The organism is Pseudomonas halotolerans (assembly GCF_039581215.1).
GTDB lineage: Bacteria > Pseudomonadota > Gammaproteobacteria > Pseudomonadales > Pseudomonadaceae > Aquipseudomonas > Aquipseudomonas tehranensis.
Genome location: NZ_JBCNTJ010000006.1, coordinates 247190 through 262094, shown reverse-complemented (window position 1 = coordinate 262094; position 14905 = coordinate 247190). Strand labels below are relative to the sequence as shown.

General features: G+C 61.1%; 14 protein-coding genes and 1 pseudogene. 6 read left to right on the top strand and 9 right to left on the bottom strand.

Features of this window, described 5'->3' with window-relative positions:
* The first annotated feature begins 279 nt into the window (after window positions 1–279).
* The 6 genes from AAIS01_RS11235 to mdoH all read left to right on the top strand — a co-directional run bounded on the left by AAIS01_RS11235 (window position 280) and on the right by mdoH (window position 8484).
* On the top strand, window positions 280–1227 hold the full coding sequence (locus AAIS01_RS11235) for a choline ABC transporter substrate-binding protein (RefSeq protein WP_343469021.1): 948 nt from the start codon (window positions 280–282) through the stop codon (window positions 1225–1227).
* Between the two features lie 181 nt (window positions 1228–1408).
* Window positions 1409–2320 (top strand): alpha/beta hydrolase, encoded by a 912-nt coding sequence (locus AAIS01_RS11230; protein ID WP_343469020.1) that lies wholly within the window; start codon window positions 1409–1411, stop codon window positions 2318–2320.
* 105 nt (window positions 2321–2425) lie between these two features.
* On the top strand, window positions 2426–3397 hold the full coding sequence (gene pip / locus AAIS01_RS11225) for a prolyl aminopeptidase (RefSeq protein ID WP_092401505.1): 972 nt from the start codon (window positions 2426–2428) through the stop codon (window positions 3395–3397).
* On the top strand, window positions 3394–3831 hold the full coding sequence (gene dtd / locus AAIS01_RS11220) for a D-aminoacyl-tRNA deacylase (protein ID WP_343469019.1): 438 nt from the start codon (window positions 3394–3396) through the stop codon (window positions 3829–3831). The genes pip and dtd overlap by 4 nt, the downstream gene beginning before the upstream one ends.
* A 350-nt stretch (window positions 3832–4181) precedes the next feature.
* Window positions 4182–5921: a glucan biosynthesis protein G gene (locus tag AAIS01_RS11215; RefSeq protein ID WP_343469018.1), complete on the top strand. Its 1740-nt coding sequence runs from the start codon at window positions 4182–4184 to the stop codon at window positions 5919–5921.
* Window positions 5914–8484: a glucans biosynthesis glucosyltransferase MdoH gene (gene mdoH / locus AAIS01_RS11210; protein ID WP_343469017.1), complete on the top strand. Its 2571-nt coding sequence runs from the start codon at window positions 5914–5916 to the stop codon at window positions 8482–8484. The genes AAIS01_RS11215 and mdoH overlap by 8 nt, the downstream gene beginning before the upstream one ends.
* 83 nt (window positions 8485–8567) lie before the next feature.
* Here mdoH and AAIS01_RS11205 read toward each other — a convergent pair whose 3' ends face one another.
* From AAIS01_RS11205 to hisI, 9 genes and pseudogenes are all read right to left on the bottom strand, one after another.
* On the bottom strand, window positions 8568–8909 hold the full coding sequence (locus AAIS01_RS11205) for a DUF6124 family protein (protein WP_343469015.1): 342 nt from the start codon (window positions 8907–8909) through the stop codon (window positions 8568–8570).
* Between the two features lie 635 nt (window positions 8910–9544).
* Window positions 9545–9607 (bottom strand): annotated as a pseudogene (locus AAIS01_RS11200) (helix-turn-helix domain-containing protein); the annotation flags it as partial.
* A gap of 95 nt (window positions 9608–9702) precedes the next feature.
* Complete coding sequence (locus AAIS01_RS11195; protein ID WP_431191921.1) at window positions 9703–11610, bottom strand: methyl-accepting chemotaxis protein; 1908 nt, start codon at window positions 11608–11610, stop codon at window positions 9703–9705.
* A gap of 266 nt (window positions 11611–11876) precedes the next feature.
* A complete protein-coding gene (locus AAIS01_RS11190; RefSeq protein ID WP_343469012.1) occupies window positions 11877–12584 on the bottom strand; it encodes a 16S rRNA (uracil(1498)-N(3))-methyltransferase in 708 nt (235 codons plus the stop codon).
* Window positions 12581–13375: a twin-arginine translocase subunit TatC gene (gene tatC, locus AAIS01_RS11185; protein ID WP_343469011.1), complete on the bottom strand. Its 795-nt coding sequence runs from the start codon at window positions 13373–13375 to the stop codon at window positions 12581–12583. The genes AAIS01_RS11190 and tatC overlap by 4 nt, the downstream gene beginning before the upstream one ends.
* On the bottom strand, window positions 13372–13791 hold the full coding sequence (gene tatB, locus AAIS01_RS11180; RefSeq protein WP_343469009.1) for a Sec-independent protein translocase protein TatB: 420 nt from the start codon (window positions 13789–13791) through the stop codon (window positions 13372–13374). The genes tatC and tatB overlap by 4 nt, the downstream gene beginning before the upstream one ends.
* A gap of 10 nt (window positions 13792–13801) precedes the next feature.
* Complete coding sequence (locus AAIS01_RS11175; protein WP_256229419.1) at window positions 13802–14089, bottom strand: twin-arginine translocase TatA/TatE family subunit; 288 nt, start codon at window positions 14087–14089, stop codon at window positions 13802–13804.
* Window positions 14090–14113: 24 nt separating this feature from the next.
* Complete coding sequence (locus tag AAIS01_RS11170; RefSeq protein ID WP_003186671.1) at window positions 14114–14446, bottom strand: phosphoribosyl-ATP diphosphatase; 333 nt, start codon at window positions 14444–14446, stop codon at window positions 14114–14116.
* Complete coding sequence (gene hisI / locus AAIS01_RS11165; protein ID WP_003186669.1) at window positions 14439–14837, bottom strand: phosphoribosyl-AMP cyclohydrolase; 399 nt, start codon at window positions 14835–14837, stop codon at window positions 14439–14441. Before hisI ends, AAIS01_RS11170 begins: the two co-directional genes overlap by 8 nt.
* Window positions 14838–14905 lie beyond the last annotated feature (68 nt).

Sequence of the window (14905 nt, the reverse complement as noted above, 5' to 3'; positions counted from 1 at the left end):
ATTTATCCCCGCTGGGTCGCGAAGCGGCCCCACAAATGGATGATCTACACCGGCTCTACAAGGTGCCTTCAGGTTTTGGGACTGCTGCGCAGTCCAGCGGGGATAAATCCCCTCGCCACAGGATTGTGTTTGCCTTGAGTCTCGCAGAGGAACGGTCGCCACCGTGCAAAACCGAGTCGCCACAGGTCACCTTCACCCCGTCGACGCTGCGTAATGTTCCGGTCACGGTGCACGAAGACACCGGCCTACAATAATCCGCTGCCGCACGAGACCTCCCCGATGAAAAGACTGTTCAAACGCTGTCTGTCGATCCTCTGCGGTACCGCCATCTTGAGCAGCGGGGCAATGGCCGCAGAGCCTGCGTCCTGCCAGACCGTGCGCATGGGCGTGGTCAACTGGACCGACGTGATCGCCACCAGTGGCATGGCTGATGTGTTGCTCACGGGGCTGGGTTATGAAAGCAAACAGACCAGCGCCGTGCAGCAGATCATCTTCGCCGGCATCCGTGACAAGCGCCTCGATATTTTCCTGGGCTACTGGAAACCGGCGATGGACAACAACATCGCTCCGTTCCTGGCGGCCAACCAGGTGAGGGTTCTCGACCAGCCGAGCCTGGCCGATGCCCAGGCCACGCTGGCGGTGCCGGACTACGTGGCTGCAGCGGGCCTCAAGACTTTCGCTGACATCGCCCGCTTCAAGGATCAGCTCGGCGGGAAAATCTACGGCATCGAGCCGGGCAGCGGCGCCAACACCACCATCAAGACCATGATTGAAACCAATCACTTTGGCCTCAAGGACTTCAAGCTGATCGAGTCCGGGGAGGCCGGGATGCTGGCCGCGGTGCAACGGGCGGTGAACCGCAAGGAGTTCGTGGTGTTCGTCGGCTGGACCCCGCACCCGATGAACATCAATATGAACATCACTTACCTGACAGGCAGCGAAGACGTCTACGGCCCGAACGAAGGCGCCGCGACGGTCTCCACCGTGACCGCGCCGGACTACGCCCAGCGCTGCCCGAATGTGAGCCGGTTGCTGGATAACCTGACATTTACCGCGGCTCAGGAAAGCCAGCTGATGGTGCCGATCATGGCGCGCAAGACGCCTCAGGAAGTTGCTCGACAATGGTTGCGCGAGCATCCTGAGGATTTGCAGCGGTGGCTGGCAGGTGTCACCAGCTTCGACGGCAAGGATGGCGTGGCGGCGGTGCAGGCCAGTCTCAAAAAATGATGGTTACCTATTGTGGCGAGGGGATTTATCCCCGTTGGGGGGCGAAGCGCCCCCAAACGATTAGCAGTCTGCCTGGCGCACCGCGGCATCAACATTAAGGGCTGCTTCGCAGCCCAGCGGGGATAAATCCCCTCGCCACAGGTTGCGCACCACCCAAGGATATATTTGGTTGTCACCTACCATGGCTTATCCACTCTCCAAGGCAATGTCCGCCTTCATCGACAAAACCCTGAGCTTCAACAGCCCGGACACCAGCCTCTCCAGCCAGCGCCAGGCCTACAGCCAAATGTGCCAGGCGTTCACCCCGCCGTGCCCGGAAGCGCTGGCAGTCAAGGATTTCGAGCTGGCCGGCGTGGCCGTGCGGGCTTATTGCCCCCGAAGCGCGCCGCCGTCCGAAGGCTGGCCATGCATCCTTTATCTGCACGGTGGTGGCTGGGTAGTGGGCGATCTGGACTCCCACGACTTCATCTGCATGGAACTGGCCGCGACCCTCGGCGTGCTGGTGCTGGCGGTGGATTATCGGCTGGCGCCGGAGCATCCGTTCCCGGCCGGTTTCCAAGATTGCATCGCCGTGTGGCGCCATCTGGCGGTCGCTCCTTTCGTCATCGACCCTCGCCGTCGAATGGTGGTCGGTGACAGCGCCGGAGGCAACCTTGCCGCCGCGGTATGCCTGGCCTTGCGCGATGCCGGGCAAGCGCTGCCACGGGCGCAGGTACTGATTTACCCGGCCCTCGGTGGCTGCGCGCACCTGCCTTCACGCCATGAATGTGCCGACGCGCCGCTGTTGAGCAGCCGCGACCTGGATGAGTACCGCGCGCTCTACCTGGGTGGCGTGCAACCCTCCTGCTACGCCATGCCGTTGCTCGCCGATGACCTGGGCGGCCTGCCGCCAGCGCTGGTCGTCGTGGCGCAATGGGACCCGTTGCGCGACGACGGTGTCCTTTATAGCGAGCGGCTGAACATCGCCGGGGTGAGCTCTTCCTTGTATGTCGGCGAGGGCCTGGTCCATGGTTGCCTGCGGGGCCGAGGGCTGGTGCCGGAGGTCGATCAGATGTATCGCACACTGCTGGCGTATGTGGCTGACACGCTTTGACTGCGCAGGGGACATGCTCATTCGGGTAATTCGGGTTTATGATGCCGGACGGCAGATTAAATAGAAGTCCCCCCAGGGATGACTCGACCCCTTACGGAGCGCGCAATGCAGACTTTGTACCCGCAGATCAAACCTCATGCCCGGCACGATCTGGCTGTCGATGACACCCACACGCTCTATGTCGATGAAAGCGGTTCCCCGGAAGGCCTGCCGGTGGTGTTCATTCACGGTGGCCCGGGCGCCGGTTGCGATGCGCAGAGCCGCCGCTACTTCGATCCGAACCTGTACCGCATCGTCACCTTCGACCAGCGCGGCTGTGGCCGCTCCACCCCTCATGCCAGCCTTGAAAACAACACCACCTGGGACCTGGTCGAAGACCTGGAGCGCATCCGCAAACATCTGGGCATCGAAAAATGGGTGCTGTTTGGCGGCTCCTGGGGCTCGACCCTGGCCTTGGCTTACGCCCAGACTCATCCCGAGCGGGTACACGGTCTGATTCTGCGTGGGATCTTTCTCTGCCGTCCGCAGGAAATCGAGTGGTTCTACCAGGCCGGCGCCAGTCGCCTGTTCCCCGATTACTGGCAGGACTACATCGCGCCGATCCCTCTGGACGAACGCGATGACCTGCTCGGCGCCTTCCACAAACGCCTGACGGGCAATGACCAGATCGCCCAGATGCACGCGGCCAAGGCCTGGTCCACCTGGGAGGGCCGCACCGCGACCCTGCGCCCGAACCCGCTGGTGGTTGATCGCTTCTCCGAGCCGCAGCGTGCGTTGTCGATTGCCCGGATCGAATGCCACTACTTCACCAACAATGCTTTCCTCGAGCCCAACCAGTTGATCCGCGACATGGGCAAGATCGCCCATCTGCCGGGCGTCATCGTGCATGGTCGCTACGACGTGATCTGCCCGCTGGACAATGCCTGGGAGCTGCACCAGAACTGGCCCAACAGCGAGCTGCAGGTTATTCGCGATGCCGGTCACGCCGCCTCGGAGCCGGGCATCACCGACGCGCTGGTGCGCGCCGCCGCACAAATGGCCCGGCGCCTGCTTGACCTGCCGCCCGAAGAAGCATGAAGGGGTTGTTGCAACGGGTTCGCGGCGCTCGCGTCGAGGTCGCGGGAGAGGTCGTTGGGGCCGTGGATCAGGGCTTGCTGGTCCTGGTGGCCATCGAGCCCGACGACACCCAGGCCAGCGCCGACAAATTGCTGCACAAATTGTTGAACTATCGGGTGTTCAGCGACACCGAAGGCAAAATGAACCTGTCCCTGATGGATGTCGGTGGCGGGCTGTTGCTGGTGTCGCAATTCACGCTGGCGGCGGACACCCAAAGTGGCTTGCGCCCAAGCTTTTCCAGCGCCGCGCCGCCGGCTTTGGGCGAAACATTATTCAACTATCTGGTCCGTCAGGCGAAACAGGTGCATGGCACTGTGGCATCAGGTAGATTCGGCGCCGACATGCAGGTGCATCTGGTCAACGACGGCCCGGTAACCTTCCTGTTACAGGTCTGAAAGCGTTTGAAACATCTTTTCGGTTCTGTTTCGAGGCAAAACAGGGAGTTTTCTCGATAAATACTTTGTTACCCCTGATGCGTTGTCACGCGGGCTACTAGATAATCGCGCGCTACGGGGGACCAGCGTTCGCTGGTCCATTTGACTTAGGTAGAGACTTGTCCTGGGCCGTTTGGGGAATCATTTTGTCCCATCGGAGTCGGAACAATGCTCGCCAACTTGGCAAGAGTGGCCTGCAGGTGCGGTTTTTCAATGCCGTTACCGTGCAGATACTTTATCTGGCCGTTGGTTTTTTGATCTGTTTTCGGCGAGGGTTGCTCGTGATTGTTAGTCCCTGTAATGCACCAAAAATGACTGCCAAACGGTTTAGAAACGCTCTGGTAGCGGGCTCGGCCCTGCTGTGTCTGTTCGGCGCGGGCCAACTGTGGGCATTCAGCCTGGATGATGTATCGGCGAAAGCTCAAGAACTGGCCGGGCAAAAATTCGAAGCCCCGCGCAGCAATCTGCCGAACGAATTCCGCGAAATGAAATTCGCCGACTATCAAAAAATCCGTTTCCGCACCGAAAAAGCCGAGTGGGCCGACCAGAAGACGCCGTTCAGGCTGTCCTTCTATCACCAAGGCATGCATTTCGACACACCGGTGAAGATCAACGAGATCACTGCGACCACCGTCGATGAGATCAAGTACGACCCGACGCGCTTCGATTTCGGCGACGTCCAGTTCGATCCAAAATCCACTGAGAAACTGGGCTACGCGGGTTTCCGTGTGCTGTACCCGATCAACAAGGCCGACAAGCAAGACGAAATCATGACCATGCTGGGCGCGAGTTATTTCCGCGTCATCGGCAAGGGTCAGGTTTATGGCTTGTCCGCCCGTGGCCTGGCCATCGACACCGCACTGCCGTCCGGGGAAGAGTTTCCGCGCTTTCGCGAGTTCTGGATCCAGCGTCCGAGGCCGACCGATAAGCATCTGGTGATCTTCGCCCTGCTGGATTCGCCACGGGCTACCGGCGCCTATCGCATGATCCTGCGTCCGGGCACCGACACCGTCGTCGACGTGAAGTCGCGCGTGTTCCTGCGAGATCGCGTCACCAAGCTGGGCATTGCTCCGTTGACCAGCATGTTCCTGTTCGGCGCCAACCAGCCGTCCAAGATCCTGAACTATCGTCGAGAGCTGCACGACTCCAGCGGCCTGTCGATCCATGCCGGCAACGGCGAGTGGATCTGGCGCCCGTTGAACAACCCGAAACACCTGGCCGTAAGCAACTTCTCGGTGGAAAACCCGCGTGGTTTCGGCCTGCTGCAGCGCGGTCGTGACTTCAGCCACTACGAAGACCTCGATGACCGCTACGACAAGCGTCCAAGTGCCTGGATCGAACCGAAAGGCGATTGGGGCAAGGGCTCCGTCGACCTGGTTGAAATTCCGACCGCTGACGAAACCAACGACAACATCGTGGCGTTCTGGAGCCCGGAAAAACTGCCTGAGCCGGGACAGCCGCTGGACTTCGCCTACCGTCTGCACTGGACCCTCGACGAAGCCAACCTGCATTCGCCGGACAGCGCCTGGGTCAAGCAGACCCTGCGTTCGACCGGTGACGTGAAGCAGTCCAACCTGATCCGTCAGCCGGACGGCAGCGTGGCTTATCTGGTGGATTTCGAAGGTCCTTCCCTGCAAGCCCTGCCGGAAGACGCCGAAGTGCGTAGTCAGGTGAGCGTCGGTGAAAACGGTGAGATCGTCGAGAATAATGTGCGCTACAACCCTGAAACCAAGGGCTGGCGCCTGACCCTGCGACTGAAGATCAAAGACCCGAAACAGTCCACTGAAATGCGCGCCGCGCTGGTGCGTCCGCTGGTTCCGGTTGAAGCGCCGGCGGCGTCCCATGCGGTAACCACGACCCTTGCCAAGGCTGACAAGGTCGCCAGGCAGCAGAGCGATAAAGAAACCGCCAAAGAAAAAGAGCAGGAAAAAGAAACCAAGGCCGATAACGCGTCCACTGCCGCTGAGTCGACCCCAACCCCGCAGGAACCGGAGCCGACTGAACAAGTCCTGACCGAGACCTGGAGCTATCAGTTGCCAGCCGATGAGTAATACTCCAGTACAGCCAGAGACACTCAGCGAGTACCTGGCCCATTTACCGATGACCGACGCGCAGCGTGCCGAGTTGGCAGGCTGCAAGTCCTTCAGCCAGTTGCACGAGCGCTTGTCGTCGTCGACCTTCGATGCACCCACCGAGGCGGCGCAAGCCTCGGTGGGCCGTCGGCTGACCCTGAGCACTGCCGAAGAACTCGAAGACGCCGAAATGCTGGCGCTCGACGCCAGCGGGCGTGTCTGCCTCAAAGCCACGCCGCCGATTCGTCGGACCAAGGTTGTTCCGGAGCCGTGGCGCACCAATATCCTGGTGCGCGCCTGGCGTCGTCTGACAGGTCGCACCAACCCGCCAAAGCCGCCCAAGGATGAGCGCGTTTTGCCGCACGCTCGCTGGCGCACCGTGGGTTCGATCCGTCGCTATATCCTGCTGATATTGATGCTCGGCCAGACCATCGTCGCCGGCTGGTACATGAAGGGCATCATGCCGTACCAGGGCTGGTCGTTGGTGGACCTGGACGAAGTCCTGCACCAGCCGCTGTTGCAGACCGCCACCCAGGTACTGCCTTATGCATTGCAGACCAGCATCCTGATTCTGTTCGGGATCCTGTTCTGCTGGGTATCGGCCGGTTTCTGGACGGCGCTGATGGGGTTTCTCGAGCTGCTCACCGGGCACGACAAGTACCGCATCTCCGGTGCAAGTGCCGGCAACGAGCCGATTCCCAAGGACGCCCGCACCGCGTTGGTGATGCCGATCTGCAACGAGGACGTGCCGCGCGTGTTCGCCGGTTTGCGCGCCACGTTCGAGTCGGTGGCGGCCACCGGGGACCTGGATCGTTTCGACTTCTTCGTACTCAGCGACAGTAACGAAACCGATATCTGCGTCGCCGAGCAACAGGCCTGGCTGGATGTCTGCCGTGAGGCCTCAGGCTTCGGCAAGATTTTCTATCGTCGTCGTCGCCGTCGTGTAAAACGCAAGAGCGGTAACCTCGACGACTTCTGCCGTCGCTGGGGCAGTGACTACAAGTACATGGTCGTGCTCGACGCCGACAGCGTCATGAGCGGCGAGTGCCTGACCAGCCTGGTGCGCCTGATGGAAGCCACGCCGGATGCCGGCATCATCCAGACCGCGCCACGCGCCTCGGGCATGGACACGCTGTATGCGCGCATGCAGCAGTTCGCTACCCGGGTGTACGGTCCGCTGTTCACCGCCGGCCTGCACTTCTGGCAATTGGGGGAATCCCATTACTGGGGCCACAACGCAATCATCCGCATGAAGCCGTTCATCGAGCACTGCGCCCTGGCGCCGTTGCCCGGTAAAGGGGCGTTCGCCGGTGCCATCCTGTCCCACGACTTCGTTGAAGCCGCGCTGATGCGCCGGGCCGGCTGGGGCGTCTGGATTGCCTACGACTTGCCGGGCAGCTACGAAGAGTTGCCGCCGAACCTGTTGGACGAGCTCAAGCGTGACCGCCGCTGGTGCCACGGTAACCTGATGAACTTCCGGCTGTTCCTGGTCAAGGGCATGCACCCGGTGCACCGCGCGGTATTCCTGACCGGCGTGATGTCCTACCTGTCGGCACCGCTGTGGTTCTTCTTCCTGGTGCTATCCACCGCGTTGCTGGCGGTGAACACGCTGATGGAGCCGCAATACTTCCTCGAGCCACGCCAGTTGTATCCGTTGTGGCCGCAGTGGCATCCGGAAAAAGCCATCGCGCTGTTCTCCACCACCATCGTGTTGCTGTTCCTGCCCAAGCTGCTGAGCATCATCCTGATCTGGGCCAAAGGCGCGAAAGAGTTCGGTGGCAAGTTCAAGGTAACGATGTCGATGCTGCTGGAGATGCTGTTCTCCATGCTGCTGGCGCCGGTGCGGATGATTTTCCACACGCGCTTCGTGCTCGCCGCCTTCCTGGGTTGGGCCGCTACCTGGAACTCGCCCAAACGTGACGACGACTCCACGCCCTGGAGCGAAGCCGTCAAGCGCCACGGCCCGCAAACCTTGCTGGGCTTCTTTTGGGCCTTGCTGGTGATCTGGCTGAACCCGAGCTTTTTGTGGTGGCTGGTGCCGATCGTCGGTTCGCTGATGCTGTCGATTCCGGTGTCGGTGATCTCCAGCCGTGTGGGCCTGGGTTTGAAGTCTCGCGATGAAAGCCTGTTCCTGATCCCTGAGGAATACGCACCGCCACAGGAACTGCTGTCGACCGACCAGTACACCCATGAAAACCGTTGGCATGCGTTGAACGACGGTTTCATCCGCGCGGTGGTCGATCCGCAACAGAACGCCCTGGCCTTTGCACTGGCCACATCGCGTCACGGCCAGGCCGAGCCGATCGAATGGCTGCGAATCGAACGTGTTCGTCACGCCCTCAAGGTTGGTCCGGCGGGTCTGAACAACAGCGAGCGACTGGCGCTGCTGAGCGATCCGGTGGCCTTGTCCCGCCTGCATGAGCAGGTCTGGAGCGAGGGACATGCCGAATGGCTGGCGGCGTGGCGCGAATCGGTCAAGGCCGATCCTCATGCGCCGCTGCTGCCGCTTCAGCCCATAAGCGTACAGCCTCAACTGGCCTGATACACAAAAAGCCCCGCTTCTGGAAGGAAGCGGGGCTTTTTGTTGGGTGCAATTTGAGTTTTTGAACACAGTCCGTGGCAAGGTCAGGATTGTGTATTGACGTTGTCCAAGGCTCGGTTTGCCAATATGCCACTCAGCTCGATCAGTTGCAGAATGCCAAGGGCAACATGGCGCCGTGAGCCTTTCAGGTCGAACGCAAGGTCGCTGATCATGGCGTCGGCTGATGCCAGGTTTTCGCTGAGATTGGCCAAAAGGCTTTCGGTGTCGATGCCGTCGACGACGGTGAATAGCTGGCTTGGTGGCTGTTTGTCTTTGGGTGTGATTTGTTTGGGTTTTAGGTAGTAATCGAGCGTGCGATCAGTGGCTTCTTGAAGTTTCTTGGGATCGGTTTCTGGTTCTGGCGGGTTGGGTGTGACCTTGTACATGGTTGACGCTCCTTGATTGATGGAGCCGCCAGACATCGCTGCTAAACGAAAAGGGTGGCGGCAGTACGCGGGTTAGCAGACCAGGAATCAAGGAACCCGGCGCACCGAAGTGCCCCACGCACAGCCGCCATAGAGCGGACCTGCGTGCCTTGATATTGTGCCGAGCTGCTAAACCCGATCGCTGAACTGACAGCGACCCGCAAACATTAGAACCCAGGGCCAAGGCGCACAAGCCGGCGGATTCTGGCGTAGTTGTAGGCAATGGTGCAAGGCTCCGTAGCCTTGGGATGACGGCATGTAGGAATAGGCCATGGCCCAGCGCGGCTATCCCGGCATCCATGCCGGGATGCCCACTGCGCAATACCTGCGTTCGGCCAGCGTGGTTAACGGGGCGCCGAGATCAACGTCCACCGCGAGGCGGCCTGATAGCCGACCTGCCTCTTCCGGTTGTACCCCGATCCAACCGTGGGAGCGGGCTTGCTCGCGATGAAGCCGTGATCTCCAACATCTGTATCGACGGTGACAACGCCTTCGCGAGCAAGCCCGCTCCCACAGGAGGAACGCGGTCCCCATCAAGAACCAGGTTGGCTATCAGGCCGCCTCGCGGTGGACGTTGATCTGGGGCTGTGCTTTTTGGACAGGTAATCAGCGATGAACATCACTTTAAGGTCCATAGGTTTCAGCTCTCTCCAGGGCATGGTCAGATCCTCGCGAAATCGACCATGCCAGTTAAAAACTGTTACCTATGTGCGTGAACTGATTTGTAACCCATGTGGGTGAGTCATACCCCAAGTTAAACCCGGAACCGCCCCACCAACGTCTGCAAATGAACCCCCAACCGCGCCAGCTCAGCACTCGAAGCGGCCGTCTCTTCACTGGACGACGCCGTCTGCTCCGACACATCGCGCACATTCAGCACGCTGCGGTTGATCTCTTCGGCCACGGCACTCTGTTGCTCGGCTGCAGCGGCGATCTGCTGGTTCATCGACTGAATGGCCGAGACCGTGCGGGTGATGTTTTCCAGTGATCCACCCGCGCGACGGGTCAGTTCGACGCTGTTATCGGTCAGACTGCGGCTGTTGTCCATGATGGTCGCGACCTGTTCGGTGCCCGACTGCAGGCCGACGATCAGTTCTTCGATTTCTTCGGTGGACTTCTGGGTGCGCTGGGCCAGGCTGCGGACCTCGTCGGCCACCACCGCGAAACCCCGTCCGGCTTCGCCCGCACGGGCCGCTTCGATGGCCGCGTTGAGGGCCAGCAGGTTGGTTTGCTGGGCCACGGACTTGATCACGTCCAGCACGCTGCCGATCTTGTCGCTCTCACGCTTGAGGTCGCCCATCGCTGCGGTAGAGTTGCCCACTTCGAGGGCCAGGCGTTCGATCTGGGCGATGGCTTCACCGACGACTTTTTCACCTTCGCGAGCTTGCTGGTCAGCCGCAACGGCTGCTTCTGAAGCCTCCTCGGCATTGCGCGCCACTTCCTGCACGGTGGCGGTCATTTCGTGCATGGCGGTGGCAACCTGGTCGGTTTCGACTTTCTGGCTGTTGACCCCGGCGCTGGTCTGTTCGGTCACGGCCGAAAGTTGTTCGGCGGCGCTGGCGATTTGCGTAACGCCGTCGCTGATGCCGCCGATCAATTGCCGCAGGCCCACGGTCATGCTCTGCATGGCGCGCTGTAGCTGGCCCAGTTCGTCGCGCCGCTCGGAGGTGAGGTTGTGGGTCAGGTCACCCGCGGCAACGCGCTCGGCGACTTTGAGGGTCTGGTCCAGTGGGCCGACGATCTGCCGGGTGATGACCAATGCGGCGATCACGCCGAACAACATGGCCAGCACGGCAGCGGATACCAGGACTGTCTTGGCCTTGGCGGCGTCGTGGTCGCGCACGGCGGTCTGGGACACGGTCAGGCTTTTGCTGGACTCCAGCAATACTTCGCCTTGCTCGGTCATGCGCTTGAGCGCAGCGGCGGTATCAAGCTGGGAGTCGCGGAACTGGCCGACTGCGGCACGGTAGGCGTTGATCGAATCGCTGGCCTGCTGCAGGTTGGCGGAATGCTCCTCAGGCAACTGGGCCGGCAGGCGAGCGAGCAGTTTGAGGGCGTCGGTAACGGCGTCAAGAGCCGGTTGCTGGGCTTCGCTCTTGCCGCTGTAGGTGTAGCCACGAACCTGGTAACGCGCTTGCTGGATCGCCTTGCTCAGGGAAACCACGTTGTTGAACTGAGCGATGTCCTCGCTTTGCAGCATCGCTTTTTCAACTTCGGCGACGCGGGCCACGGCATTGTCGGCACTGGCGCCGAGTTTGCTGCGGGCATCTTCGCGGCTGACGGTGGCATTGGCCATCTCGGCGAAGGCGCTCTTGTACTCGGCCACTGCGGCCAGTTGTTTGTCGATCAGCGCCACGTCGGCTGGTTGCTCGATCATCTGGCGGGCGGCAGTCAGGCCCGCCTCGAGTTTGGCGAGCAGATCGTTGACTTCCTGCGGACCGTTCTCGCCCCGCGTGGTGTAGTAGTCCAGGCGCGCCAGGCGCAGGTCCTTGCTCAATTCGTTCAGGCTGGAAATGTAGCCCAGCTTGTCGCCGCGGCTGATCACATTGCCCAGGCCGCTCCAGCCGGTGAAAGCGATCATCAAGGTTAGAAATAGCACCAGACCGAAGCCGAAGCCGAGTTTGCGATTGACGCTTACGTTTCCCAGACTCTGGGTAAGCATTCGGAACATGCTGATTTCTCCCTTGCTGCATTGAATTGGTTTTATGGGAGCTGTATCGGCTGGTTGGGAGGGATCTGTAGAAAATAGCCGTCGCGTGGTCAGCGTGCGAGGGAGCAGGCTCCCGCTCGGCTGCAGGAGCTGTCGAGTGCAGCGAGGCTGCGATCTTGTTCCGGACCGTTGAGTCGCCAGCGAACGATTAAAATCAAAAAATCGTCCGAACGCGGCCCAAGGCTTCGCCAGCTCCTACAGTCCCCTCGCCACAGGGGTCAGAACAACCGTGCGAGCAGCACGGTGACGGCGGTTTCGACGCGCAGGATACGTTCGCCCAGCTGTACCGGTTGCAGCCCGGCCTTGGCCAGCAGGTCGATCTCGTAGGGAATCCAGCCGCCTTCCGGGCCAATGGCCAGGGTTACGGGGCCTTCCGGAACTCGAGGGCAGGGAGGATGGTTTCCAGGATGACCGACCAGGCCGAGGGTGCCTTTCGCGAGGGCCGGGAGACGGTCTTCAACGAAGGGCTTGAAGCGCTTTTCGATGACGATCTCTGGCAGCACGCTGTCGCGCGCCTGCTCCAGCCCCAGGATCAGTTGTTCGCGAATGGCCTCGGGCTCCAGGAACGGGGTCTGCCAGAAGCTCTTTTCCACGCGGTAGCTGTTGACCAGCACCACGCGCGGCACGCCCATGGTGGCGACGGTCTGGAACACCCGCCGGAGCATCTTCGGTCGAGGCAGAGCCAGCACCAGTGTCAGCGGCAGCTTGGCCGGTGCAGGTTGGTCGAGTGTCACGTGCAGTTCGGCTTCGCGGGCTTCCAGGCGCAGCACCTGAGCGGTGCCCATCAGCCCGCCGATGCGCCCGACCCGCAGGCTGTCACCGACGGCGCTGCGGTGCACTTGCTGCATATGAGTCAAGCGGCGATCGCTGAGCACGACGCGGTCGGGCCCGATGAAGTCGGCCTCTTCAAGCAGCAGCAGGTTCACGCTTGGGTCGCTGGAGGCTGGTCGTTATGGTCGTCGACCGGCTGATCGTCTGTTTCTTCCCGGCGTTTGCGCACCAGGCCGCCGAACAGGATGCCGACCTCAAACAACAGCCACATCGGCACGGCCAGCAGGGTCTGGGAGAAGATGTCCGGTGGGGTCAGGATCATGCCGACCACGAAGCAGCCGATGATCACATACGGGCGGATTTTCTTCAGGTAGGCAACGTCGACGACGCCGATCCACACCAGCAGCACCACCGCCACCGGGATCTCGAACGCCACGCCGAAGGCGAAGAACAGCGTCATGACGAAATCCAGGTAGCTGGCGATGTCGGTCATCATTTCCACGCCCGCGGGAGTGGCGGCGGCAAAGAACTTGAAGATCAACGGAAATACGAAGAAGTAAGCGAAAGCCATGCCGGTGTAGAACAGCACGATGCTGGACACCAGCAGCGGCACGGCGATGCGTTTTTCATGCTTGTACAGGCCTGGCGCGATGAAGCCCCAGATCTGGTGCAGGATCACCGGGATCGCCAGAAACAACGAGACCATCATTGTCAGCTTGAGCGGCGTCAGGAACGGTGACGACACCTCGGTGGCGATCATCGTCGCACCTTCCGGCAGGTACTGGCGCAGCGGCGTAGAAACAAAGGTGTAAATCTGTTGGGTGAAGGCAAACAGCCCGGCGAAGATGACGAAAATCGCTGCCACGCAACGCAGCAGGCGCGTGCGCAACTCGGTCAGGTGCGATACCAGCGGCATTGGCTGGTCGTTTTCAGGAATATCGCTCATGGGGCTCGCGGCGGCAAAGTAGGGTCGTTAGGAACGGCTGGTGCTGCCACTGTCGGGGCGGGCTCCACGGGTTTTGCAGGTTCGGATGTCACAGGGGGCGTGTCATCCACTGGCGCCTGGGGGGCAATCGTCGGCTCGACCGCCGGCTGAACCGGTGTCGGCTCCTGCTGGGTCGGGGTGAAGATTTTTCGCGCTTCCTGCTCCAAAGACAGAATGTGTTCGTTGTGCAGTTGCCGACGAATATCGTCGGCCCCGATTTCACGTTCAACTTCCTGTTTGATCGCATTGAAGCTGCGCTTGAGTCGCCCGACCCAAAGGCCGGCGGTACGCGCAGCGCCCGGCAACCGCTCGGGGCCCAGCACCAGCAGGGCAACGAGGCCGACGAGCAGCAGTTCAGTGAAGCTGATCCCAAACATTAGTCAGTGCTCACGAGTCTTTGCGGGTCGGCTCTTCGACTTTCTGTGCCTGCACATCGATGGTGTGCGGAGCATTCACAGGTTGAGTGGCCTGTGGGTGTACCGGTTGGGTCGGCTGCGCCGGTTGAGCGGGCGTTGCCGCCGGGTCGGCCGGTTTTTCGTCGTCGTTCATGGCCTTGCGAAAGCCCTTGATCGACTCGCCAACGTCAGTGCCCAGGTTCTTGAGTTTCTTGGTGCCGAACACCAGTACCACGACCACCAGAATGACGACCCAGTGTTTCCAGTCAAAAATACCCATGTGGCTATTCCTCTTGTAAGTTGATCAGGCGGACGGACGCGAGGCTTTCTCGACGTGCCCGGACAGACCGAAGCGACGGTCCAGTTCATCCAATACAGCCTGCGGGTGCTGCCCCAGTTGGGCAAGCATGACCAGGCTATGGAACCACAGGTCGGCGGTCTCGTAGATCACGTCACTGCAGTCGCCGCTGATGGCGGCGTCCTTGGCGGCGATGATGGTCTCGACCGACTCTTCACCGACCTTTTCCAGAATCTTGTTCAAACCCTTGTGGTACAGGCTGGCGACATAGGAGCTGTCGGCCGCGGCGCCTTTGCGCTCTTCCAGCACCTGGGCCAGGCGGGTCAGGGTGTCACTCATGGGAATGTCCTGAATAAATGGCGTGCGGGTCCTTGAGCACCGGGTCGACGGTTTTCCAGTCGCCGTTCTCGAAGACGCGATAAAAGCAGCTTTGACGGCCAGTGTGGCAAGCAATCTCTCCGACTTGCTCGACCATCAGGATGATGACGTCGCCGTCGCAGTCCAGGCGCATCTCGTGCAGATGCTGCACGTGCCCGGACTCCTCACCCTTGCGCCACAGCTTGCCACGGGAACGTGACCAATAGATGGCGCGGTTCTCGGCAGCGGTCAGGGCCAGCGCTTCGCGGTTCATCCAGGCCATCATCAGCACGCGCCCGGTCTTGTGATCCTGGGCGATGGCCGGCACCAGGCCGTCCGCGTCCCATTTGATCTCGTCCTGCCAGTTTTTCATCTTGGGTCCTGGAGCAGCGGCAAGCTTTGAGCTTCAAGCTGCAAGTAAAAGCAATTCTGTGTTGTGTT